This window comes from Burkholderia sp. RF2-non_BP3, assembly GCF_001522185.1.
In the GTDB taxonomy this organism is placed as follows: domain Bacteria; phylum Pseudomonadota; class Gammaproteobacteria; order Burkholderiales; family Burkholderiaceae; genus Burkholderia; species Burkholderia diffusa.
This window is the reverse complement of record NZ_LOSU01000063.1, coordinates 109,622-130,047: the sequence shown is the minus strand read 5'-3', so window position 1 is coordinate 130,047 and position 20,426 is coordinate 109,622. Positions and strand designations below refer to the sequence as shown.

The following is a 20,426-nucleotide window of genomic DNA, read 5'->3' as shown; positions in this document are numbered from 1 at the left end:
TCCATGAACGGACCCAGCGTGTCCGCCGCGCAGGCGCAGCCGAGCTCGATTTCGCCGTGGCCGGTGTTCTGGATCGCCAGTGTCGCGGTGTTTCTCGTCTCGATCGACGTGACCGTGCTGTATGCGGCATTTCCCGCTTTGCGACGGGCGTTTCCCGATACCGACTCTGCCGGCCTGTCGTGGGTTCTGAACGCGTACACGCTCGTGTTCGCCGCGTTGCTCGTGCCCGCGGGCCGCCTCGCCGACCTGCGCGGACGCAAGCGCACGTTCCTGCTTGGACTCGCCATGTTCCTGGGAGGATCTTTCGGCTGCGGCATCGCCACGCAGGTCGAGATGCTCTGGGCCATGCGTGCGGTGCAAGGCGCGGGGGCGGCGCTGTTGTTGCCCGCATCGCTGTCGATCCTGCTCGCGGCGTTTCCGGTCGGCAAGCGGTCCGTGGCCGTGAGCTTGTGGGGCGCGGTCAGCGGGGTGGCCGGGGCATTGGGTCCAAGCGTCGGCTCGTTCATGGTGGATCGCTTCGGCTGGCCCTGGGCGTTCTTTCTCAACCTGCCGTTTGGCGCAATCGCGCTATGGCAGGGATGGCGCATGCTCGACGAGTCGCGTGATCCCGAGCGCGGTGCACCGCTCGATCTGGTTGGCGTCGTCCTGCTGATCCTCGGCGTCGGTTCCATCGCGGTCGGTCTGGTGCGATCCGAGGCGGTCGGCTGGACTTCGCCGGAAGTCGCATTCGCGATCGCAGGCGGGATGGGCATGCTGGCGGCATTCGTTGCGTGGGCTCGCACGGTACGGTCGCCGGCAATCGATCTCTCGCTGTTTCGGGATCGGACTTACTGCTACATCAATCTGGCTTCGCTGTGTTTCGCGATCGGCTTTGCGATGATGTTCTTTCAGACGTTCCTGTTCACCACGGGAGTCTGGTCGTATTCGCTGACGCGTGCGGGACTGGCCGGCAGCCCCGGGCCGCTGCTCGTCGTTCCGACGGCGATCGTGTGCGGACGGTTCGCAGCGCGCGCGGGGCACCGGGTTCTGCTGGTGACGGGCAGCCTGATCTCGACGGCAGCGAGCATATGGTTCGCGCTGGTGCCTGGGGGCAATCCGGATTATGTGCATGCGTGGCTGCCGGGCGCGCTCCTCACGGGGCTGGGGGTCGGCATGGTCATGCCTTCGCTGTCCGCGGCGGCCGTCGCGCATCTGCCGCCGGCGCGATTCGGTGTCGGCTCGGCCGTCAACCAGGCGATACGCCAGGTGGGATCCGTGTTCGGCGTGGCGCTGACGGTCGCCATCACCGGTAACGCGATAACGCGCCTCGCCGAATTCCACACGCTCTGTTATCTGCAGATCGCGCTCGGCCTGGCTACCGCGATCCTGTGCGCGCCGGTGGATACGCGACCTCGAGCGCTTGCATCCGCGGTGGCGCGCTGAGGGGCGCGGATCGGCCGGCAACGGTTCGCGTACATAGCTTTCACAAAAACAACATCGATTATCCGAGGGCCTCATGATGACCGGTAGTATTTTCCCCTCCGCTGCGACAGCGGAGCGCTCGTCCCTGCTCGACATTCTTCGAGAGCGTGCCGAGCAAACGCCGGAGCGGATCGCATTTCATTTTCTTCGCGACGGCGAGGACGATGTCGTGAGCTGGTCGTACGGGCAGTTCGCTGCCGCTGCCGTCCATGTGCGGGACATGGTTCTGCAGCACCCGCTGCACGACCGGCGCGTATTGCTTCTGCTCGAACCCGGTCTGGGTTACGTCGCGGCGCTGTTCGGGATTCTGCTGGCGGGTGCCACCGCGGTACCCTCGTTTCCACCGGCCGGCGCGCGCGCGGTGGCCCGCTTCGCATCGATCTGTCGCGACGCTCACCCGGACGTGGTCATCGCCGGCAAGCTTCATCGCTCACTGCAGCCACAGCTCGACGAGCTCTACGGCGGTCAGCGTGCCGCGCCGGCGTTGCTGACGCTCGACGAAAGCGCGTTCCACGAAATCGAAGCATCGGCATATGGCGTTGGGGGCTCGCTGGAGTGGCGTGTCGACCTGGACCGGCCGGCGCTGCTTCAGTACACGTCCGGATCGACGGGCGAGCCCAAGGGCGTAGTCGTCACGCACGAGAATCTCGTCAGCAATTGCGCGGTGATCGCCGAACGGATCGGGCCCGATCGCGACCGTGTCGGATGCACGTGGCTGCCGCCGTATCACGACATGGGACTGATGGGCGCGCTGCTGCTCGCGGTGTTCAGCGGGTTTCCGCTCGTGATTCTGTCGCCGCAGCATTTCGTCCAGCGGCCGTATCGCTGGCTCAAGGCAATCAGCGACTATCGCGTGACCACCAGCGTCGCGCCGAATTTCGCGTTCGACTTGTGCGTCGACAACATCAGCGAGGAAGAGGCGGACACGCTCGATCTCGGCTCGCTGCAGCACGTATTCTGCGGCGCGGAGCCGGTGAGTCACGCGACGCTCGAACGTTTTTTCGCGCGCTTCGGCCGGTATGGCTTCGAGTGCCGCGCCGTGGTGCCCTGCTATGGCATGGCCGAGGCGACGCTCTATGTATCCGGCAAGGTGGGGCGTTCGCCGATCACCCTGATCGACGTCGACAAGGAGGCACTTGCTCACGGCAGGTGCGAGCTGCACGCGCCGGAATCCGATGTGCGCGGGCGTACCACGCTGGTCGGGTGCGGACCGGTGGCAGTCGGGCATCGGCTGCTGATCGTCGACCCTGAGACGAAGCGCGTACAGCCGGACCGGACCATCGGTGAAATCTGGTTCAGTGGCCCGAACGTCGCCGCGGGCTATCTGAACCGCGGCGAAAGCGCCGACGTTTTCGCGGCCACGCCCGCTGACGGAGATGGCGAGGGCGGATCCGTGCGCTACCTCCGCACGGGCGATCTCGGCTTTCTGAACGACGGCGAGCTGTTCGTGACCGGGCGGATCAAGGACATCGTGATTGTCGCCGGGCGCAATCTCTATCCGAACGACATCGAGGGATCGGTGCAATCGGCGCACGACGCGATTCGCACGAACGGCGTGGTGGCGTTCTCGATCGACGGCGGTCCTTCCGAGTCGCTCGTCATCGTTGCGGAACTCAAGCGCTCGCGCCGGCTGAATACCGAGCAAATGCGCGAGGTGCGCGCGGCGATCACGTTGGCGGTCACGCGAGACCACGGGGTGTCACCGGCGGTGGTGCACCTGGGACCGACCGGCTCGATTCCGCTCACGACCAGCGGCAAGGTGCGCCGGCAAGCGTGCAAGCAGGCGTTCCAGCAAGGTCGCTTGAGCGTGCTCGAGGCACGCACGTAAGCCGCCCGACAACACTTCATTTTCACATTCCATTTCTTCGGAGCCAGTCATGGCTGAAGCGGATTCCCTGGCTTCGCGCACACCGGCAGCCGCCGCTGTCGCGGAAGCCGACACCGACGTGCGCGCACGCCGGCTTGCTTATCTGACCGTGGGCATTCCCGCGCTCGGTTTCGCGCTGGCGATCGCCTACACGTGGATATACGGCATGCGCGCAACAGACTTCGTGCTGCTGGCGGTGATGTATTTCTCGACCGCGATCGGCGTCGAAACCGGCATGCATCGATATTTTTCGCACCGCTCGTTCAAGGGACGACCGATCGTCACCGTGATGCTCGGCGTACTCGGCAGCATGGCCGCCCAGGGGCCGATCCTGTTCTGGGCCGCCACGCACCGGATGCATCACGCGTTCACCGATCAGGACGGCGATCCGCATTCGCCGCGCCCGCGCGCGAACCGGCACGGCAAGCCGAGCCGGCTCGCGGGCCTTTGGCACGGTCACGTGGGCTGGCTGTTCACCGTGCGGCGCGAGAACTGGAGTGCGTATGCCGCGGACCTGCTGCGCGACCGCCTGATCGTCAATCTCAATCTTCGATACGCGTGGTGGGTGATGCTCGGCCTCGCCATCCCCGCGCTCGCGGGTGCGCTGCTCGCGCCGGCCGGGCAGGCCTTGTCCGCGGCCGTCGGCGGCTTTCTGTGGGGCGGTCTCGCGCGGATCTTCCTGCTCGATCAGTCGACGTGGGCGGTCAATTCCCTGTGCCACACCATCGGCACCCGTCCGCACGCGACGCGCGACCACAGTCGCAATCTGGGCCTGCTCGCCATCGTTTCGGTGGGCGGCGCGTGGCACAACAATCATCACGCGCAGCCGGCCTTCGCCAACAACGATCACGCGTTCTGGCAACTCGATCCCTCCGCCTGGATCATCCGCCTGCTCGACGCGCTGGGGCTCGTCACGGAGGTGCGCTATGCCCCGAAGCGCCGCGCGGCGGCTCACTCAACTTCGCCGTAATCCTGTTAGCGTTTGGAGAATCCTATGAATTCGTCGATTCAGGTTGCACCCGGCGTGACTGCCGCCGGCGGGCTCTCGGCCGCCGACGGTCAGATCCCCGGTGTTTCGCCGCTAAAGGGCAGTGGGGCGCGCATCAAGCGCTATACCGCCCTGGCCGTGATGCTGGTGCCGCTCGCCGGCTTTGCGCTGGCGGCACGCCAACTCGTGCTGGGAGACTTCACCGTCACCGATCTGGTGCTGTTCGGGGTGTTCTATTTTCTGCACATGGGCGGGATCACGATGGGCTTCCATCGGTACCTCGCTCACAAGACGTTCCGGACTTCGAAGTGGTTCGAGGGATTGCTGCTGATCTGCGGGTCGATGGCCGCCCAAGGCCCGATCATGTTCTGGGTGACGACGCATCGTCGTCATCATCTGTACAGCGACCAGCAAGGCGATCCGCATTCGCCGAACCTGGTCGGACAGGGGCTGTTCGCCAAGCTGCGCGGCCTCTGGTATGCGCACATGCCGTGGATGCTGGCCGCGGACGTATCGGGCTGGACGTTCTTCGCCCCCGATGTGTTGCGCGATCGCCGTCTGTTTTTCTATCACCGTACCTACGTCTGGTGGATCGTACTTGGTCTCGTGCTGCCGGCCGGGATCGGCGGCGCCATTGCCGGCTCCTGGCACGGCGCGTGGAACGGCCTGCTGTTCGGCGGGTTCGCGCGGATTTTCCTGGCCAACCAGGCTGCCTGGTGCGTGGGTTCGGTGTGCCACATGTTCGGTGGACGGCCGTTCAGGACAGACGACAACAGCGCGAACAACTGGACGGTCGCCGTGTTCACGTTCGGCGAAGGCCTGCAGAACAACCACCACGCGTTCCCCGCGTCGTATCGCCACTCGGTGAAGTGGTACGAGCCGGATCTCAGCGCGTGGGTGTTGTGGACGCTCGGCAAGCTGGGCGTCGTGTGGGACCTGCGCCAACCCGGGCCGGCCGCAATCCGCAAGCTCGCCAAGCAGCCGTATTGAAGAAGATTGCCGTCGTCATTTCGTTCATTTCCCTCGTATAGAAGGATTTTTCATCATGTCTCAAGCTGGAATTCTGGGTGGTCTGTTCGGCCGCAAGAAGGCGGTGGCCGCCGATATCGGCCCCCTCACCGAAGCGTCGATTCGTAGCTGGCTGATCGACCGCCTCGCCAGGCAGTTGAAGGCGGACCGGGCTGCCATCGACCCCGCGAAGCGCTTCGACGAATACGGCCTCGATTCGATCGTCGCGGTGCAGGTGTCGGGCGATCTGGAGAAGGTCGTCGAGCAGCGGCTGTCGCCGGCGCTGCTGTTCGAACACAACAGCATCGACGAACTGGCGCGCCACCTGTCGACCGAGCTCGGCTTGCAGGCTGCATAAGCGGGAGATCGACATGACAAGCAAATTCACCTTCCCGAGCGCGCCGCCCGCGCGTTTCGACGAATTCCTGCAGAAGTCGAAAGCGCTCGAGGGCGTGCGGCTCACCGACGCGATTCCAAAGTCGTTGTACGAGCCGCGTGCGTGGCGCGGCGTTCTCGGTTTCGTGGTGAGCTATGCCGCGTACATCGGCGCGCTGGTCGGCATCGCGTACGCACCGCATTGGCTGTTCTACGTTCCGCTGTGGCTGCTCGCAGGTCTGGGCGGCTGGGGGCTGCACTGCATCGCGCACGATTGCGGGCACAACTCGTTCTCCCGCTCTCGATGGTTCAACCTGGCGATCGGTCATTTGTCGCTTCTGCCGCTGCTGTATCCGTTCCACGCGTGGCGCCATACGCACAACCTGCATCACGCGAACACCAACAACCTCGAACTCGACACGGACTGGCGGCCCATTCCCGCGCCGCTTTACGATCGCATGTCGTTCCTGAAGCGTCTCGAGTACGCCGGTACGCGCAAGTGGCTGTTCTGGGCGGGCACGGTCAGCTACTGGAAGGAGTCGGGATTCCGTCCGGGCTTCTATCCGAAGCGCGAGATGCGGCGCGACGTGAAACGCTCGATTGCGTTCGTGCTGATCGCATCGGCGCTTTACTTCCCGGCGCTGATCTACTTCACGGGCATCACGGGCCTGTTCCTGTACTTCGTCGTGCCGTGGCTCATGATTCACGCGTGGTTCAGCGCGACGACGCTGATGCACCACACGTCGGACGACATCCCGTTCCTGCCGTCGCAGCACTGGACGCCGAACGCCAGTCGCCTGCTCGTGACGACCGACTACCGGTATCCGAAGTGGCTGCATTTCATGACGCACAACATTTCGGTGCATACGGCGCACCACGTCGCGCCGATCGTACCGTTCTACAACTTGCCGAAGGCCCAGGCGGCGCTCAAGGAGGCGTTCCCCGGCATGATCCGCGAAAAGGATTTCACGTTCGGCGATCTTTGGCACGTCATTCGTCATTGCCATTTCTACGACACCGAGTCGGGCTACTACCGGAGCCTGTCCCGGGAAGCCGTGCCCGTCGGCGCGCGTACGGCGGCGGAGGGCCGGTGATGGTGTCCGTGAACCATACGGAAGTCTCGCCGATCGCCCGGCGCAAGGCGAATGCGCCATCGTTGCGCGTGCGGCTCCGCCGTCGCGCGTTCGGGATGCTGAATGCCGTCGCGCCGCGCCTCGCCGGAAGGCGGGCGGCCGACGCGTTCGGCTTCACGCGCGGCTACGGGCTCCCTGTCAGCGATCGGGTGCCGCTCGGCGCCACGGAGACGCCGATCGAGGGCAATGCGGATATCGACCGGGCCTATTACTGGGAGGGCGGGGCGTCGCGCGTGCTGCTCGTGCACGGCTGGGGCACCGACAGCAGCAGCATGCTGAGCTTCGTGAAGCCGATGCAGAACCTGGGCTTCTCGGTGGCGTCATTCGACGCGCCTGCTCACGGTCGTTCGCCGGGCAAGCATACGACGATGACGCAGTTCACCCGCGCGACCGGCGCGGTGCTCGACGCGATCGAAGGCGCGCACGTGGTGATCGCGCATTCGCTCGGTTCGATCGCGGCGGTTTCCGCACTGGCGGAACGCTCGCGCCGCGCATCGTTGCGCTGCATCGTGCTGATCGCCCCGACGTGCGGGTTGACCGAGGTGCTGGAGCGCTGGGCGAGTCGCGACATGGCGTTCCAGCGCCCGGTGGTCGAGCGCATTTTTGCGGAGCTGCATCGACGCAACGGCGTACCGGTCAGCCACTGGGACATTCTCGCGCGCGGCGCGTCGCTCGACGTTCCGGTGCTGGTCGTGCACGATCCGGCCGATTCGGTGGTGCCGTACTGCGAGGCGCAGCGGGTAGTGGCCGGCCTGCAGGATGCGACGCTGTGGCCGGCCCCGGGCGCGGGGCACGGGCGAATCCTGTCGGACGCGAGGGTGCGCGAGCAGGTGCGCGAGTTTGTGATGCGACAGACGTCGAATTTGGGAGAGTTGGCGAGATGAGCACGACTGCGGTGGAGATGCGCACGTTGATGTGTCTGGTGTGCGGCTGGATCTATTCGGAAGAACGGGGGGCGCCGGACGACGGCATCGCGCCGGGAACGCGCTGGGAAGACATTCCGGCCAAATGGAAATGTCCGGAGTGCGGCGTCGGCAAGGAAGATTTCGAAATGGTGTCGATCTGACGTGATGGAGAGGCGCGCGCCGCCTTTCCTCGTGTTCGACGGCACAATCGCAGTGGTTACGCGTGCCGGGCAGGCGAAGCGGCATCCCTTCCCGGCAGGCGACTCGTGCGGCGGCGGTGCCATCCGTTCCGCCGGAACCCACCTTTGAATGGAGTGTGGAAATGGTTGCACGACAGGTAGTGATCTGCAGTCCCGTCAGAACGCCCATCGGCGCGTTCGGCGGCACGTTGAAGGACGTTGCTGCGACGGCGCTCGGCGCAGTCGCGGTCCGCGAGGCGGTACGTCGCAGCAACGTCGATCCGGCGGAATTGGCGGCGGTCGTGATGGGCAACGTCATTCAGGCAGGAAACAGGATGAACCCCGCGCGTCAAGCGGCCATCGGGGGCGGCGTACCGGTGGCCGTGCCTGCGCTTACGGTGAATCGCGTGTGTGGGTCAGGCGCCCAGGCCATCGTGAATGCGGCGCAGGAGATCTGGCTTGGATTCGGCTCGGTCGCGGTGGCGGGCGGAATGGAAAACATGGACCGCGCCCCGTATCTGCTGGAAAGCGGGCGATGGGGCCACCGGATGGGGAATGCCGGGATCGTCGACAGCATGCTCGGGGACGGCCTCGTCGACGCGTTTTCCAACCAGCATTCCGGATGGCACACGGAGGACCTCGTTGCGGCGATGGGGATCACGCGCGCGCAGCAGGACCGGTGGGCGGAGCGTTCGCAGCAGCGCTTCGCGCAGGCGCAAGGACGCGGGGCATTCGACCCGGAGCTTGTCGCGGTCGAAATCGAGGGGCGGAAACAGACTGTCAAATTCGAGCGCGACGAGCAGCCGCGGCCTGACACGACGGTCGAGTCGCTCTCCAGACTGAAGCCCGCGTTTCGCTCCGACGGCACCATCACTGCGGGCAACGCGCCCGGATTGAACAGCGGTGCGGCGGCAATGATCGTGGCGGATCGGCAGTATGCCGACGCGCGTGGAATCGAGCCGCTCGCAACGCTCGTTTCCTATGGGGTGGGGGCGGTGGAGCCGGGCATGTTCGGACTCGGGCCGGTACCGGCCGTCAAGATGGCGCTCGCCCGCGCCGGGTGGTCGTTGAAGGACGTCGAGCGTTTCGAGATCAATGAGGCGTTTGCCGCCGTGCCGATCGCGGTCATGCGGGAACTTGGCATCGACGAGGAGCTGGTGAATGTCGAAGGCGGCGCGATTGCGCACGGTCATGCGATCGGCGCAACCGGTGCCGTTTTGACGACCCGCCTTGCGCACTCGATGCGCCGCGATGGCGTGAAACGCGGGATGGTGACGTTGTGCATCGGCGGCGGCCAGGGTATCGCCCTCGCCCTGGAATCCGTCTAACGGCGTTCTGATGCCGGGGCGGCGGCAACCGTCCCGGCTCGCGTCAATCAAGGAGAAGAAATGGACCAGCGTTCAGCACTGGAAGATACGAACCCTCGTGCGGCGACCGGATATACGGCGGCCGAGACTGCGCTTTGGCGCAAGTGGCTGTCCCATTTCGGCGCCGAGCGCGTGCAAGACCTGGACCTCGGCGTGCTGGAGGCGATCGCGGGTTATGTCGGGAAGGGCGTATCGCCTCCGAATGAATAGAGCGCGATTCGGAGCCGCCGAGGAAGCGGCTCGCCTTTCCGGCAACACGTCGACGCTCGGCCAAGCGGTGACGCCGTCGTTCAGGCACACGAGCGCGATCGACCTGACGCCAGCCGGACAATCGGTCCGCCCCGGAACTGGCTTCGGTACCATCCCCTCTCATTCAACGAACCGTCGCCTCGACACAAGCGTCTCCGCCGGCTTCCCGGCGCCCGGTCGCCGGAATCGCGGCCGGCGCGCGCCCCCCCGGCACCCTGAATACGGCGACCCTGCGGACTAGGTACAGCGTGACGAAGCTGACCATCACCGCGAGCCATTTCGCGGCAATATTGCCGACCAGTCCCGCCGCCAGATGCACGATGCCCGCGGTCAGCAGCGAGCCGAATCCGCAACTCGCCGCGAACAGCAGCGCTTCGCGGACCCGCCGGCGGCCGATCGTGGTCGAGCGGAACACGAAGCGGCGCGAAAGCACGTAATTCACGCCACCCCCGACCAGGTACGCGACCGACGCCGATATCCCGGCATCGATCTGCATGGCCGAGGCCAGCGTGAGGAACAGTGCCCAGTCGACGACGAGCGACACGGCGCTCACGACGAAGTAGCCGGAAAACATCATGTCCGCCCCCACTGAACGGTGCGGGTGGGGACCGCGCGCAACCCCGATGCGCCGGCTTGCGGTTCGGTGCCGCTCTCGTGATACTCCGCGTCCTCGTTGACGGCCCAAACGTCGCGAAGCTTGTGCCCGGCGACGATGTTCTCGACGGTCAGCATGGCGGTCATCATTGCATGGTCCTGATTGTTGTACTTGTGCATGCCGTTGCGACCGACGAGATGCAGGTTCGGATAGTGCTCGGCCAGATCCGAACGGATCTCGTCGACGATGTCGCGGTAATCGTCGTCGTACACGGGGTACGCCTTCGGTTGACGAACGACGCGTGAACCGCGAATCTGGTCGCGCGTCGCCAGGCCGATTTTCTCGAGTTCACCGATCGCGAGTTCGGTCATGTCGGCATCGCTGCTTTCCCACATCGAATCGCCGTCGAAGCAGAAGTATTCGAGCCCCAGGCAGCCACCCGTCGCCGCGTCGGGCACCATCTCGGGCGACCACGATGCGAAATTCTGGATTCGCCCGACCTTGACGGACGGGTCGTGGATGTAGATCCAGTTGTCCGTGAAGGTGGCAGGCCGGTCGAGTATCAGCGCGACCGTGATGAAGTCCCGGTACTGCAGTCTCGACGCGGCAGCCGCGGATGACGGACGGGGCGAAATCGCGCGAAGCGTTTCGCGCAGCGGCGCGGTGCACACCACATCGCGAGCGCTGATGCGATTCGTCTGTCCGTCCTGGCCGACGGTTTCGACGAGCCAGCGCCGCGTGAGGCTGTCGTACTGCATTGCCCCGGCCGCCTGCCCCATCATCAGTTGTCCGCCCTGATCCTGGAATTTCCGGGCGGCGGCTTCCCACAACATGCCGGGGCCGCGGCGCGGGTAATGGAAGGATTCGATCAGCGTCTTGACGCTGGACTTGCCCGAGCGGATGCCGAGCGAGCGCTTTACCGCGCTCACGATGGCGGTGGACAGGCTCAGGCCCTTGATGCGCTGCGCGGCCCAGTCGGCCGATATCTCGTCGCACGACATGCCCCAGACCTTTTCGGTGTACGTCTTGAAGAAGATGGAAAACAGTCGTTCTCCGAATTGATTGGCGACCCATTGATGAAAGGACTTCGGGTTTGGACAGGGCTTGACGCGGGCTGCGAGGTACGAAAGCACGCAGCGCGTGCTTTCGATGATGCCGAGATTCAGCAAGGCCTCGATGCCGTCGAGCGGGTATCGATAGAATTTGTTCCGGTAGAAGATGCGCGAGCTGCGCGGTCGCTCGATGAAGTCGTCCGGGAGCAGTTCGTGCCACAGCGCGACAACGTCCGCCGACTTGGAGAAGAAGCGGTGTCCTCCGATGTCGAAGCAGTGGCCGTCGAACTGTTCGGTGCGACTGATGCCGCCGACATACCGAGGATCTTTCTCGATGACCGCGACCGACAGGTCGGTCTGCCTGGTCAGCAGATAGGCGGCGGTGAGGCCGCCGGGTCCGGCGCCGATGATGAGTACGTCGACTGATTGATCCATGTCGTCACCCCGAGTTTCAAGTCGCTGGTCCATTGACTGTCGTATCGGCCGCTCCAGCCGGGCGGCAAACTGCCATGTCGAATCGATGATCCGGATGTCCCGTTCAGACGTCGCGCACTTGCGCGTGGCGCGGCGGGGAAGCGCCGCCTCGGGCGGTCGGTCGTGCCGGTATCGCGTTCGTCCGGTCGAGCGGTTGAATGCGCACGGACGATGCATCCTGAGCTGCGGCAGTCGTCCTGATGCTGCGGCAGTCGTACAGCCAGACCGTGTTTTCGGGTTCGGGCGACCACGCGTAGCCTGTTGCCAACTCCGGGTAGTGCCGATGCGACACGATGAAATCCAGCATGGGGTCCGCACAGATGTGCCGGATGCCCGCTCGGTCGAGCGGTACGTATTCGTACCTGGACACGAACACGGTCGACTTTCTGTCGGTGTCGTGCCCGTCGCGCGGTCGTGCGGCGCGCGGGTCCTGCTTGATCAGTTCGACCCGTCGCACCGCCTCGAAGGTAGTCCGGCGATGGAAGATCAGACCCGCGGCCTGCGTCGACGAGTAGTAGCTCGACGTCTTCATCATCAGCCACGGATAGACGACTTCGTCCGCCGGTCCGTCCCAATAGACGATGGCGCCGCGCGCGACCGTACCTTCGAACGGCGTGAAGTCGGCGCGATCGGCGCCGGCTTCCAGGATCCTGGCTGCTTCCGAGCGCTGGTCGATATTGACGAGGCCGTATGCGGCGAATGCGGCCAATATCATCGGCAAGCCGATGGCCGCGATTCGTTTGCGCGACAGATTGAGCACGGCGAGCACCGCGGCCAGCGTGATGACCAGGTGTGTGTGAATCAGCGTTTCGAGCCACGGAATGTCGAACATCACGCTGCCGGTCGGATACGCGACGCGACCGACCTGATACGCGCACTGGTATATGACCCAGATCGTCGCGGCAGCGAGGGTCGTCCCGATCCACATCCGGCGAAGCGCAGGAGTGAGGTCGGCAAGCCGCGCGCCGGGAGCGGCGGGCGCCCGGCGACGGGCTGCCGCGTGGAGCGTCGCGGCAACCGCCAGTGCGATGAAACCGCCGCCGACGTCGAGCAGGAGCCAGCAGATCGCGAGCAGCCAGATCAGGGTCGGCCGTGTGTGGCGTTCGCGTCGCACGAGCAAAATGGCCGCGGGCCATTGCATCAACGTCAGCAGCCACAGCGTGCGCCACGGCTGCATCTGTATCCAGATCGCGTCCTGTCCGGCCAGGTCCGCGATCGTGGTCAGCGCGATGCCGGCAATGCCGATCAGCGTGAGATTCGACCACAGCGCACGGTGATCCTGCGCCTCGTTCGCACAGAGTGCCGCGGGAAGTGCGATAGCCCAGCACACCTTGTTCCATTCAGTGAGCGACCACAACGTCGGGAACAGGAATGGCACGTTGTATCGCGCGATCGACCGCCATTCCGGATCGAACGGATAGAGGTGGAACACCTTGAGCGGCGGCATCTCGACGACGGCGAAAATCATGAGCGCGAGCGGCAATAGCCGCCACCACTTCACGCGTGGCGTCCGGCCGAGGACGACGAAGACCAGCGACGCGCCGCCGATCAGCGGGTGAACGGCGGTTGCGACGATCGTCAGCACGATGGCAATGCGATGACGGCCTTCGAGCATCGACGCAATCGCCCACAGGCCGAGTGCTTCGGCGGGAAGCCGGGCGGTGAGAAATCCTTCGTCATACGAAAAGACCAGGCCGGCGCCGTAATCGGACGGCATGCAGGCGACCAGGAACATCGCAAGCCAGTGCCACGGGGCGGGCAGCAGTTTCTTCGCCAGGCGCCACATGCCGCTCCACCAGAGCGCCTGAATCGCGATCAGGCACGCGAGATTGCTGGCGCGGAGCCCGAATGCCGAGATCAGCTTCGCGAAGATCCGACCGTAAATCGTCCAGTGATCCTGAGAACCGAATTCAAAGAACAGATCGTGCGAGAAATGCTCGGGATGCGCGTTATACAGCGCCTGCGCGGTGTACAGGATCGCGTCGTGCCGAATGCCTGTATAAGGATGCGTTATCAGGAACAGAACGGCCAACGAAAGCGCAAGTGCGATGACCGAACAAGGGCTTTTCTCAGTCCGATTCATGATCGAGTGGAAGACTTTTATCGACGACATTTCGTGAGCCGGCGCTTCGCATGCGACGAAACGGACCATGAGGTCCCGGCTTCCCGGGCGGCGGCGCGGTGCACCCTGAAGGCCCGAGAGCCTTCAGGCGAGATGCAGGGGGCCGCTCAGGGCGCGCGTTTTGCCATGCCGCCCATCGTCGGCGGTACGCAGACGCGCATGCCGGTGAAGAGAGAGGCGGTATGGGGCGGTCGTGCGTGTGCAGGCGTCCGCTGGTTCCGAGCGGGCGCGGATGCTTGCGGGAATGCCCGGCTTGCGCAGCGGATCGGCCGCGGTGCGATCGTTGCCGCGTCGCTGTTCATCCCCGGCGACGCCGCGATCGAGATCGTGGTGCTTGTTTTCATTGTGTCCCCCGATGCGTCCTGCACCGAAAAAGCGTCTTACCGGTGTGCCGGACGCGGACTTTTCGAAATATTTGATTGAGCGCCGGGACGGCTGTCCGGCGCCTTCGGCGTGAACGCACGGAGCGTGCCACGCCCGCCGGCGCGCGCGTTCGGACCGATGAGGCGACATCGATGCAGGCCGGGATAGCGGTCGTCGCGGGAAATGTGTCGGTCTTGAAACGGTCGGGAACCGTCGGATCGGGTCGATCGTCCATCGCGGCGCGACTGACCACCGGTCGCGAAGACCGGATGATCGGTTTCAGCCGTGAAGCAGCGGCAGGCGAGTGGATGGCGGGATCGTTGCTGCGCAAGGGGCGCATGCGTGCCGGACAGCTCGCCGCGCGGCGCCGGCGACGCCCGTGGCGGGAATCGGCGGTCTTGTCGAACCGTGTGCGCGTCGGGTGCGACCCGGGCATCCGGAACGCACATCAGGTTGCAGATCTGAAACGTCGCGGCAACTCGCCGGGCGCCATCAGGGCTGCGGTCGGCGTCACGTGCCCGACGCGTCCTCCGGAACGGATCGAGAACAGTCCAGGTATCCCCCGCGCGTTCGATGCGGCCGCATGCATTCGCCCGGGACAGTCGGCATCTGCCTCTCCCAATTGATGACCAAACCGCAAGACCTAGTGCATAGATATCGTTTGCCGCGGCGTTAATGACTATCGACAATCGTGGCTCGAATTCCCGCCGTTGCGCCAGAAGCGCCTTGGCGGGCGGCCCTGTCGGCTATCCCGGCCGTCGCCGCCACCCAGCTCACGACGACATGTACGCGTTCACGCCCTCATTCCAGAATCCCGCCGGTTCGCCGATCCGCGAGCTGTTCAAGTACCTCTCCGAACCGGGGATGATTTCGTTCGCCGGCGGCTACCCGGCTAGCGACCTGTTCGACGTCGACGGCCTGAACACGGCTGCCGAACGCGCGTACGCGCAGCCGGTCCGCTGCCTGCAATACGGCCCGACCGACGGCCTGGCCGAACTGAAGCAGCAACTGATCGCGTTGATGGCGCGCCGCAACGTGACGTGCACGCCGGCCGAACTGCTCGTCACGACCGGCTCGCAACAGGGCCTCGATCTGCTGCTGCGCGTGATGGTCGCCCCGGGCGACGTCGTGCTGACCGAACAACCGGCGTATCCGGCGACGCTGTCGGCGATGCGTCTGCAACAGGCGCGCATCGTGACGATTCCCGTCGACGGCAATGGCCTCGACGTCGACCGCCTCGCCTCGCAACTCGCATCCGGCGCGATCGTGCAGCCGAAGCTGCTCTATACGGTGCCGACCTTCGCGAATCCGACCGGTGCGACGCTTGCGCGCGAACGCCGTCTGAAGCTGCTGCGTCTCGCGGTGCAATACCGTTTCCTGATCGTCGAGGACGATCCCTACGGCGATCTGCGTTTCGCGGGCGAACCGGTGCCGTCGATGCTCGCGCTCGCGAACGAAATCGAAGGCGCACGCGACTGGATCGTGCACTTCGCGAGCCTGTCGAAAATCGTCGCGCCGGGGCTGCGCGTGGGCTGGACGATCGCGCCGGCCGAAATCGCGCGGCGCTGCGTGATCGCGAAGCAGACGGTCGACCTGTGCAGCGCGCCGTGGACGCAAGCCACCGCCGCCGAGTATCTCGCCGACGGCGCGCTCGAGCGTCATCTGCCGCGCATCACGGCGGCCTACCAGCGCAAGTGCGATGCGATGTGCGACGCGCTGCGCGACGGCTTCGGCGATGCGATCGCGTTCCATCGTCCCGAAGGCGGGATGTTCGTGTGGGCGCGGATCGGCACGGTGTCGTCGGACGTGCTGCTGCAACAGGCGATCGCGAACAAGGTCGTCTTCGTGCCGGGCAAGGCGTTCTTCGCGGACAACGTCGACGCCGCGTCGCTGCGGCTGTCGTTCGCCGCGCCCGACGTCGACGCGATCCGGGAAGGCGTGGCGCGCCTCGTGCGCGCGTATGGTGCGGCGCTGGCCGCGTGAGGAGGAGAGATACATGAGCATCGTCGTCAACGACACCGCATGGATGGACGAAGCGCCGCGCATGGCCGGTATCCGTCCCGTCGAACACAAGTCGTCGCAGATCAGCGCGGGCCCGCAATACGTCGCCGACGTGCTCGGCCGCTTCGGCGCGGATTCGACCGACACGCGCGACGCCGCGGCGGTCGTCCTCGGCTACAACTGAACCGCACGGCGGGGGCCTGCAACGGGATCCCGCCGCCGAAACGGTTAAGCTGGCGGGATCGAACCACGCAGGATCGCCGGGTCATCATGTCCGACATCGCATCGCTCACGCAAACGTACGACCGCCTCTGGTCGTGCCTCGAATCCGGCGTCGGCGCACAGCGCTCGCCGTTCACCATGGTGCAGGCCGCGACGCTCGGCCTCGACGGCGCGCCCAAGGTGCGCACGATCGTGCTGCGGCAGGCGAGCCGCGCAGATCGTCGGCTGTCGTTCCACACCGATGCGCGCTCGGAGAAGGTCGTGGAACTGCGCCGCGATCCGCGTATCGCGATCGTCGCGAGCGATCTCGATTCGCTCGTGCAGATTCGCGCGGAAGGCGTTGCGACGATTTGCGAGGACGAAGCGCAACGTCGCGCGGTCTGGCAATCGAACCGTCCGCATACGCTGCTGCTGTATCGCGCACCGCTGCGCCCCGGCACGCCGATCGAATCGCCGAAAGACGCGCATGTCACCGCAAGCCCGGATACGGACACGGGCACGGCGACCACCGACGACGGTTACCGGAACTTCTGCCTGCTCCACGTCTCGGTGACGCGCATCGACTGGCTCGACCTCGCTCGCGACGGCCATCGTCGCGCGGTGTTCGACGTGAACGACGACGGCTACGAAGGACGCTGGATCGCACCCTGACGGCGTCGGTCGCGCCCCCGCTACAAACGCGTACAAACCAGACACATCCGGGATACGTCAGACCTTTCAAATGGGCAACGCCGCGCAACCGGCGCACGCCCGGATGAAAGCGAAGGCGCGCTCCGCCGCGCGGCATGTTCACTTTCCATTTCACGAAAGGAGATGCCGAACGATGTCTTCCACACAGTTTTCCCCGATGCGTCGCCACCTGCTGGCCACTTCCGTGGCCGCCGGCGTATCCGCGATGCTGCCCACCGCGCTGCATGCGGCAACCGGCGGCGACGGTATACGTCCGTTCACCGCCCATATCCCCGATGAAGCACTGGCCGATCTGCGCCGCCGCATTGCCGCGACGCGCTGGCCGGGCCGCGAGACCGTCGCCGACGAATCGCAGGGCGTGCGGCTCGCGCGCATGCAGGCGCTGCTGCGCTACTGGGGCACCGACTACGACTGGCGCAAGGGCGAGGCGCGCCTGAACGGTTTCCCGATGTTCATCACCGAAATCGACGGGCTCGACATTCACTTCATCCACGTGCGCTCGCGGCACGCGAACGCGATGCCGATGATCATGACGCACGGCTGGCCGGGTTCGATCTTCGAGCTGCTGAAGGCGATCGGCCCGCTGACGGATCCGACCGCACACGGTGCGAGTGCCGACGATGCGTTCCACGTCGTCGTGCCGTCGCTGCCGGGTTTCGGTTTTTCGGGCCGTCCGACGAAGACGGGCTGGGGCTCCGACCACATCGCGCGCGCATGGGGCGAGCTGATGGCGCGCCTCGGCTATACGCGCTTCGTGTCGCAGGGCGGCGACTGCGGCTCGGTGATCTCGCACCGGATGGCGATGCAGCGCGTGCAGGGCCTGGCCGGGATTCACGTGAACATGCCGGCGACGGTGCCGCCGGACATCGCGACGCTGCTCCAGACCGACGCGCCGGCACCGGCGTCGCTGTCGCCGAAGGAGAAGGCCGCGTACGAGAAGCTCGCGACGTTCTATCGCGACAACTGCGGCTACTCGGCGATGATGGTCACGCGCCCGCAGACGGTCGGCTATGCGCTCGCCGATTCGCCGTCGGGTCAGGCCGCGTGGATGTACGACAAGATCTCGCAGTGGACCTACAGCGGCGGCGTGCCCGAACGCTCGATCCCGCGCGACGAGATTCTCGACGATATTTCGTTGTACTGGCTGACCGACACGGCGACGTCCGCCGCGCAGATCTACTGGGAGGATCACTCGAACAACTTCAACGCGGTGGACATCTCGCTGCCGGCGGCGATCACGGTGTTCCCCGGCGAGATCTACCAGGCGCCGCGCAGCTGGGCCGAGCGCAGCTATCACAACCTGATCTACTTCAACGAAGTCGACAAGGGCGGGCATTTCGCGGCATGGGAGGAGCCGGAACTGTTCGCTCGCGAAGTGCGTGCCGGGTTCCGGCCGTTGCGTCGCGCGTAAGCGGGGTTTGACGGGAAAACGCGGGCCGGTCGCGATGCCGGCCCGCGTGATGCGTTGCGCACGGCCGACCGCGAACGCCCGTTTACGCCGCCAATTTTGAATCGCTGTATGTCGTGCCCGAACCTGGATACGTTGGGATACAAAGCATCCGGATGGTTCGGATATAAAACCGGTGAAGCGATTCACACGGGCGACGCGATGCCAGGCGCCGCCGCCGTGAACGGCGATTCCAGAGCGCCCGCACGTGCCGCGGGCCACTTCGTTAGCGATCGACAATGGAGAACGCGTCATGCCTGATACCGTGAACACCCGCCGCCGCCTGATTCTGGGCACGACACTCGCAAGCCTGAGCCTCGCCGACCTCGGGTTCGGTTCGCTGGCACGCGCGCAGTCGGCGCCCGATGCGTCGACGCCGAAGCGCACGGCCGGCGCGGCCTCGCTCGGCAAGATCCACCAGATCGACGCCGGTGTGCTGAACGTCGGGTATGCGGATCTCGGACCGAAGAACGGCCCCGTCGTGTTCCTGCTGCACGGCTGGCCGTACGACATCTACAGCTACGCGGAAGTCGCGCCGCTGCTCACGGCGGCCGGCTATCGCGTGATCGTGCCGTACCTGCGCGGCTACGGGTCGACGACGTTCCGCTCGGCCGATACCGTGCGGAACGGCCAGCAGGCGGTGACGGCCGTCGACATCGTCGCGCTGATGGATGCGCTGAAGATCGATCGCGCGGTGTTCGGCGGCTACGACTGGGGCGCGCGCACGGCCGACATCATCGCGGCACTGTGGCCGCAGCGCGTGAAGGCGCTGGTGTCGGTGAGCGGCTACCTGATCGGCAGCCAGGAGGCGAACCGCAAGCCGCTGCCGCCGCAGGCGGAATTCCAGTGGTGGTATCAGTTCTACTTCACGACCGAGCGCGGCGCGCTCGGCTACGCGGCGAATCGCGACGCGTTCAACAAGCTGATCTGGCGGCTCGCGTCGCCGAAGTGGCAGTTCTCCGAAGAGACCTACGCGCGCAGCGCCGCATCGTTCCAGAACCCCGACCACGTGGCCGTCGTGATCCACAACTATCGCTGGCGCCTCGGGCTCGCGCAGGGCGAAGCCCAATACGACGACATCGAGCGGCGGCTCGCCGCCGGCCCGGCCATCACCGTGCCGACGATCACGATGGAGGGCGACGCGAACGGCGCGCCGCATCCGGAGCCTGCCGCGTATGCGAAGAAGTTCACGGGCAAGTATCAGCACCGGACCATCACGGGCGGCATCGGCCACAACCTGCCGCAGGAAGCGCCGCAGGCATTCGCCGATGCGATCCTGCAAGTGGAGCACCTGTGATGCGGGCCGGCACGATCGTATCGCGCCGCGGCGCGCGCCGTGCGCTCGTCGCGGGCGCGCTGCTGGCGGGCGCGTGGTCGGCGAGCGGTCCGGCCGCGTTCGCGGAGCAGCCGAAGCCGGCGGCGTCGCCGATCTACGGCGTGACGATCCCGCCCGGCTACCGGAAGTGGGAAATGGTCGCGCCGGCCGAGGAGGCTGCGCCGCTCGACGAATTGCGCGTGGTCCTCGGCAATCCCGTCGCGATCCGCGCGCTCGAACAGTCGACGCTGCCGTTTCCGGACGGCACGATCCTCGTGAAGCTCGCGTACAAACGCAAGCAGTCCGACGAATTCGCGCCGGCGACGGTGCCCGGCCAGGCGACGACCGTGCAGGTGATGGTCAAGGATTCGCGCCGTTATGCGTCGACGGGCGGCTGGGGTTTCGGGCGCTTCATCAACGGCGTGCCCGCCGATATCGGTCAGCACCAGACTTGCTTCGCGTGTCATCAGGCGCGCGTGAAGAATCACGATTTCGTGTTCACGCGGCTTGCGCCCTGATGTGAGCTGACCAGACCGGTTTGACGGAAAGGCGTGCCGCGCGAGGCACGCCTTTTTTCATGTTTGGATGCGGGCGCGGACGCGCGGTGTGCGGG

At 65.8% G+C, this 20,426-nt stretch carries 21 protein-coding genes; 18 read left to right on the top strand and 3 right to left on the bottom strand.

Features of this window, described 5'->3' with window-relative positions; all coding sequences use genetic code 11:
- Positions 1-3: 3 nt before the first annotated feature.
- The 10 genes from WS45_RS29040 (at position 4) to WS45_RS28995 (ending at position 9,493) form a co-directional block, all read left to right on the top strand.
- On the top strand, positions 4-1,422 hold the full coding sequence (locus tag WS45_RS29040) for an MFS transporter (protein WP_059702891.1): 1,419 nt from the start codon (positions 4-6) through the stop codon (positions 1,420-1,422).
- Between the two features lie 73 nt (positions 1,423-1,495).
- Positions 1,496-3,289 carry a fatty acyl-AMP ligase gene (locus WS45_RS29035; RefSeq protein ID WP_257140673.1) on the top strand — a complete coding sequence of 598 codons (1,794 nt, stop codon included), beginning with the start codon at positions 1,496-1,498 and terminating at the stop codon, positions 3,287-3,289.
- 49 nt (positions 3,290-3,338) lie between these two features.
- Positions 3,339-4,298 (top strand): acyl-CoA desaturase, encoded by a 960-nt coding sequence (locus WS45_RS29030; RefSeq protein ID WP_059702889.1) that lies wholly within the window; start codon positions 3,339-3,341, stop codon positions 4,296-4,298.
- 24 nt (positions 4,299-4,322) lie between these two features.
- Positions 4,323-5,306, top strand: coding sequence for an acyl-CoA desaturase (locus WS45_RS29025; RefSeq protein WP_059702887.1), 984 nt, complete (start codon positions 4,323-4,325; stop codon positions 5,304-5,306).
- A 55-nt stretch (positions 5,307-5,361) separates the two neighbouring features.
- On the top strand, positions 5,362-5,682 hold the full coding sequence (locus WS45_RS29020) for an acyl carrier protein (RefSeq protein WP_059702885.1): 321 nt from the start codon (positions 5,362-5,364) through the stop codon (positions 5,680-5,682).
- Positions 5,683-5,695: 13 nt separating this feature from the next.
- Entirely contained in the window at positions 5,696-6,793 is a 1,098-nt protein-coding gene (locus WS45_RS29015) for a fatty acid desaturase (protein WP_059702883.1), read from the top strand.
- Positions 6,793-7,716 (top strand): alpha/beta fold hydrolase, encoded by a 924-nt coding sequence (locus WS45_RS29010; protein ID WP_059702881.1) that lies wholly within the window; start codon positions 6,793-6,795, stop codon positions 7,714-7,716. The genes WS45_RS29015 and WS45_RS29010 overlap by 1 nt, the downstream gene beginning before the upstream one ends.
- On the top strand, positions 7,713-7,898 hold the full coding sequence (locus WS45_RS29005) for a rubredoxin (RefSeq protein ID WP_059532220.1): 186 nt from the start codon (positions 7,713-7,715) through the stop codon (positions 7,896-7,898). Before WS45_RS29010 ends, WS45_RS29005 begins: the two co-directional genes overlap by 4 nt.
- Before the next feature lie 161 nt (positions 7,899-8,059).
- The gene (locus WS45_RS29000; RefSeq protein ID WP_059702878.1) at positions 8,060-9,244 is read left to right on the top strand and encodes a thiolase family protein; all 1,185 of its coding nucleotides are present in this window, start codon (positions 8,060-8,062) and stop codon (positions 9,242-9,244) included.
- 60 nt (positions 9,245-9,304) lie between these two features.
- Positions 9,305-9,493: a hypothetical protein gene (locus WS45_RS28995; protein ID WP_059532213.1), complete on the top strand. Its 189-nt coding sequence runs from the start codon at positions 9,305-9,307 to the stop codon at positions 9,491-9,493.
- A 163-nt stretch (positions 9,494-9,656) separates the two neighbouring features.
- On the opposite strand, the gene WS45_RS28990 is transcribed toward WS45_RS28995, so the two are convergent.
- The 3 genes from WS45_RS28990 to WS45_RS28980 all read right to left on the bottom strand — a co-directional run bounded on the left by WS45_RS28990 (position 9,657) and on the right by WS45_RS28980 (position 13,685).
- On the bottom strand, positions 9,657-10,109 hold the full coding sequence (locus WS45_RS28990; protein ID WP_059702876.1) for a GtrA family protein: 453 nt from the start codon (positions 10,107-10,109) through the stop codon (positions 9,657-9,659).
- Positions 10,106-11,647, bottom strand: a complete 1,542-nt coding sequence (locus WS45_RS28985) for an NAD(P)/FAD-dependent oxidoreductase (protein ID WP_257140671.1) — start codon at positions 11,645-11,647, stop codon at positions 10,106-10,108. Before WS45_RS28985 ends, WS45_RS28990 begins: the two co-directional genes overlap by 4 nt.
- A gap of 70 nt (positions 11,648-11,717) precedes the next feature.
- A complete protein-coding gene (locus tag WS45_RS28980) occupies positions 11,718-13,685 on the bottom strand; it encodes a hypothetical protein (RefSeq protein WP_179950408.1) in 1,968 nt (655 codons plus the stop codon).
- On the opposite strand from WS45_RS28980, the gene WS45_RS35815 reads away from it, so the two are divergent.
- From WS45_RS35815 to WS45_RS28945, 8 genes are all read left to right on the top strand, one after another.
- Entirely contained in the window at positions 13,659-14,198 is a 540-nt protein-coding gene (locus WS45_RS35815) for a hypothetical protein (protein ID WP_179950407.1), read from the top strand. The genes WS45_RS28980 and WS45_RS35815 overlap by 27 nt on opposite strands.
- A gap of 92 nt (positions 14,199-14,290) precedes the next feature.
- Complete coding sequence (locus WS45_RS35470; RefSeq protein WP_156437334.1) at positions 14,291-14,764, top strand: hypothetical protein; 474 nt, start codon at positions 14,291-14,293, stop codon at positions 14,762-14,764.
- Positions 14,765-14,921: 157 nt separating this feature from the next.
- A complete protein-coding gene (locus WS45_RS28970; RefSeq protein WP_059702870.1) occupies positions 14,922-16,121 on the top strand; it encodes an aminotransferase-like domain-containing protein in 1,200 nt (399 codons plus the stop codon).
- A gap of 13 nt (positions 16,122-16,134) precedes the next feature.
- The gene (locus tag WS45_RS28965; protein WP_059702950.1) at positions 16,135-16,323 is read left to right on the top strand and encodes a hypothetical protein; all 189 of its coding nucleotides are present in this window, start codon (positions 16,135-16,137) and stop codon (positions 16,321-16,323) included.
- 86 nt (positions 16,324-16,409) lie between these two features.
- Positions 16,410-17,012 carry a pyridoxamine 5'-phosphate oxidase family protein gene (locus WS45_RS28960; protein ID WP_059702868.1) on the top strand — a complete coding sequence of 201 codons (603 nt, stop codon included), beginning with the start codon at positions 16,410-16,412 and terminating at the stop codon, positions 17,010-17,012.
- A 172-nt stretch (positions 17,013-17,184) separates the two neighbouring features.
- The gene (locus WS45_RS28955; RefSeq protein WP_059532189.1) at positions 17,185-18,462 is read left to right on the top strand and encodes an epoxide hydrolase family protein; all 1,278 of its coding nucleotides are present in this window, start codon (positions 17,185-17,187) and stop codon (positions 18,460-18,462) included.
- Positions 18,463-18,751: 289 nt separating this feature from the next.
- The gene (locus tag WS45_RS28950) at positions 18,752-19,795 is read left to right on the top strand and encodes an alpha/beta fold hydrolase (RefSeq protein WP_059702866.1); all 1,044 of its coding nucleotides are present in this window, start codon (positions 18,752-18,754) and stop codon (positions 19,793-19,795) included.
- The gene (locus WS45_RS28945) at positions 19,795-20,331 is read left to right on the top strand and encodes a cytochrome P460 family protein (protein ID WP_059702865.1); all 537 of its coding nucleotides are present in this window, start codon (positions 19,795-19,797) and stop codon (positions 20,329-20,331) included. The genes WS45_RS28950 and WS45_RS28945 overlap by 1 nt, the downstream gene beginning before the upstream one ends.
- Positions 20,332-20,426 lie beyond the last annotated feature (95 nt).

Excerpts from the sequence above, each read along its gene's own strand:
- WS45_RS28995 (WP_059532213.1), top strand. The coding sequence starts at position 9,305 with ATGGACCAGCGTTCAGCACTGGAAGATACGAACCCTCGTGCGGCGACC.
- WS45_RS28970 (WP_059702870.1), top strand. The coding sequence starts at position 14,922 with ATGTACGCGTTCACGCCCTCATTCCAGAATCCCGCCGGTTCGCCGATC.
- WS45_RS28990 (WP_059702876.1), bottom strand. The coding sequence starts at position 10,109 with ATGATGTTTTCCGGCTACTTCGTCGTGAGCGCCGTGTCGCTCGTCGTC.
- WS45_RS29005 (WP_059532220.1), top strand. The coding sequence starts at position 7,713 with ATGAGCACGACTGCGGTGGAGATGCGCACGTTGATGTGTCTGGTGTGC.
- WS45_RS29040 (WP_059702891.1), top strand. The coding sequence starts at position 4 with ATGAACGGACCCAGCGTGTCCGCCGCGCAGGCGCAGCCGAGCTCGATT.
- WS45_RS29030 (WP_059702889.1), top strand. The coding sequence starts at position 3,339 with ATGGCTGAAGCGGATTCCCTGGCTTCGCGCACACCGGCAGCCGCCGCT.
- WS45_RS28945 (WP_059702865.1), top strand. The coding sequence starts at position 19,795 with ATGCGGGCCGGCACGATCGTATCGCGCCGCGGCGCGCGCCGTGCGCTC.
- WS45_RS28950 (WP_059702866.1), top strand. The coding sequence starts at position 18,752 with ATGCCTGATACCGTGAACACCCGCCGCCGCCTGATTCTGGGCACGACA.
- WS45_RS29020 (WP_059702885.1), top strand. The coding sequence starts at position 5,362 with ATGTCTCAAGCTGGAATTCTGGGTGGTCTGTTCGGCCGCAAGAAGGCG.
- WS45_RS28965 (WP_059702950.1), top strand. The coding sequence starts at position 16,135 with ATGAGCATCGTCGTCAACGACACCGCATGGATGGACGAAGCGCCGCGC.
- WS45_RS28955 (WP_059532189.1), top strand. The coding sequence starts at position 17,185 with ATGTCTTCCACACAGTTTTCCCCGATGCGTCGCCACCTGCTGGCCACT.
- WS45_RS29000 (WP_059702878.1), top strand. The coding sequence starts at position 8,060 with ATGGTTGCACGACAGGTAGTGATCTGCAGTCCCGTCAGAACGCCCATC.
- WS45_RS29015 (WP_059702883.1), top strand. The coding sequence starts at position 5,696 with ATGACAAGCAAATTCACCTTCCCGAGCGCGCCGCCCGCGCGTTTCGAC.
- WS45_RS29035 (WP_257140673.1), top strand. The coding sequence starts at position 1,496 with ATGATGACCGGTAGTATTTTCCCCTCCGCTGCGACAGCGGAGCGCTCG.
- WS45_RS35470 (WP_156437334.1), top strand. The coding sequence starts at position 14,291 with ATGCAGGCCGGGATAGCGGTCGTCGCGGGAAATGTGTCGGTCTTGAAA.
- WS45_RS28985 (WP_257140671.1), bottom strand. The coding sequence starts at position 11,647 with ATGGACCAGCGACTTGAAACTCGGGGTGACGACATGGATCAATCAGTC.
- WS45_RS29025 (WP_059702887.1), top strand. The coding sequence starts at position 4,323 with ATGAATTCGTCGATTCAGGTTGCACCCGGCGTGACTGCCGCCGGCGGG.
- WS45_RS29010 (WP_059702881.1), top strand. The coding sequence starts at position 6,793 with ATGGTGTCCGTGAACCATACGGAAGTCTCGCCGATCGCCCGGCGCAAG.
- WS45_RS35815 (WP_179950407.1), top strand. The coding sequence starts at position 13,659 with ATGCGTTATCAGGAACAGAACGGCCAACGAAAGCGCAAGTGCGATGAC.
- WS45_RS28960 (WP_059702868.1), top strand. The coding sequence starts at position 16,410 with ATGTCCGACATCGCATCGCTCACGCAAACGTACGACCGCCTCTGGTCG.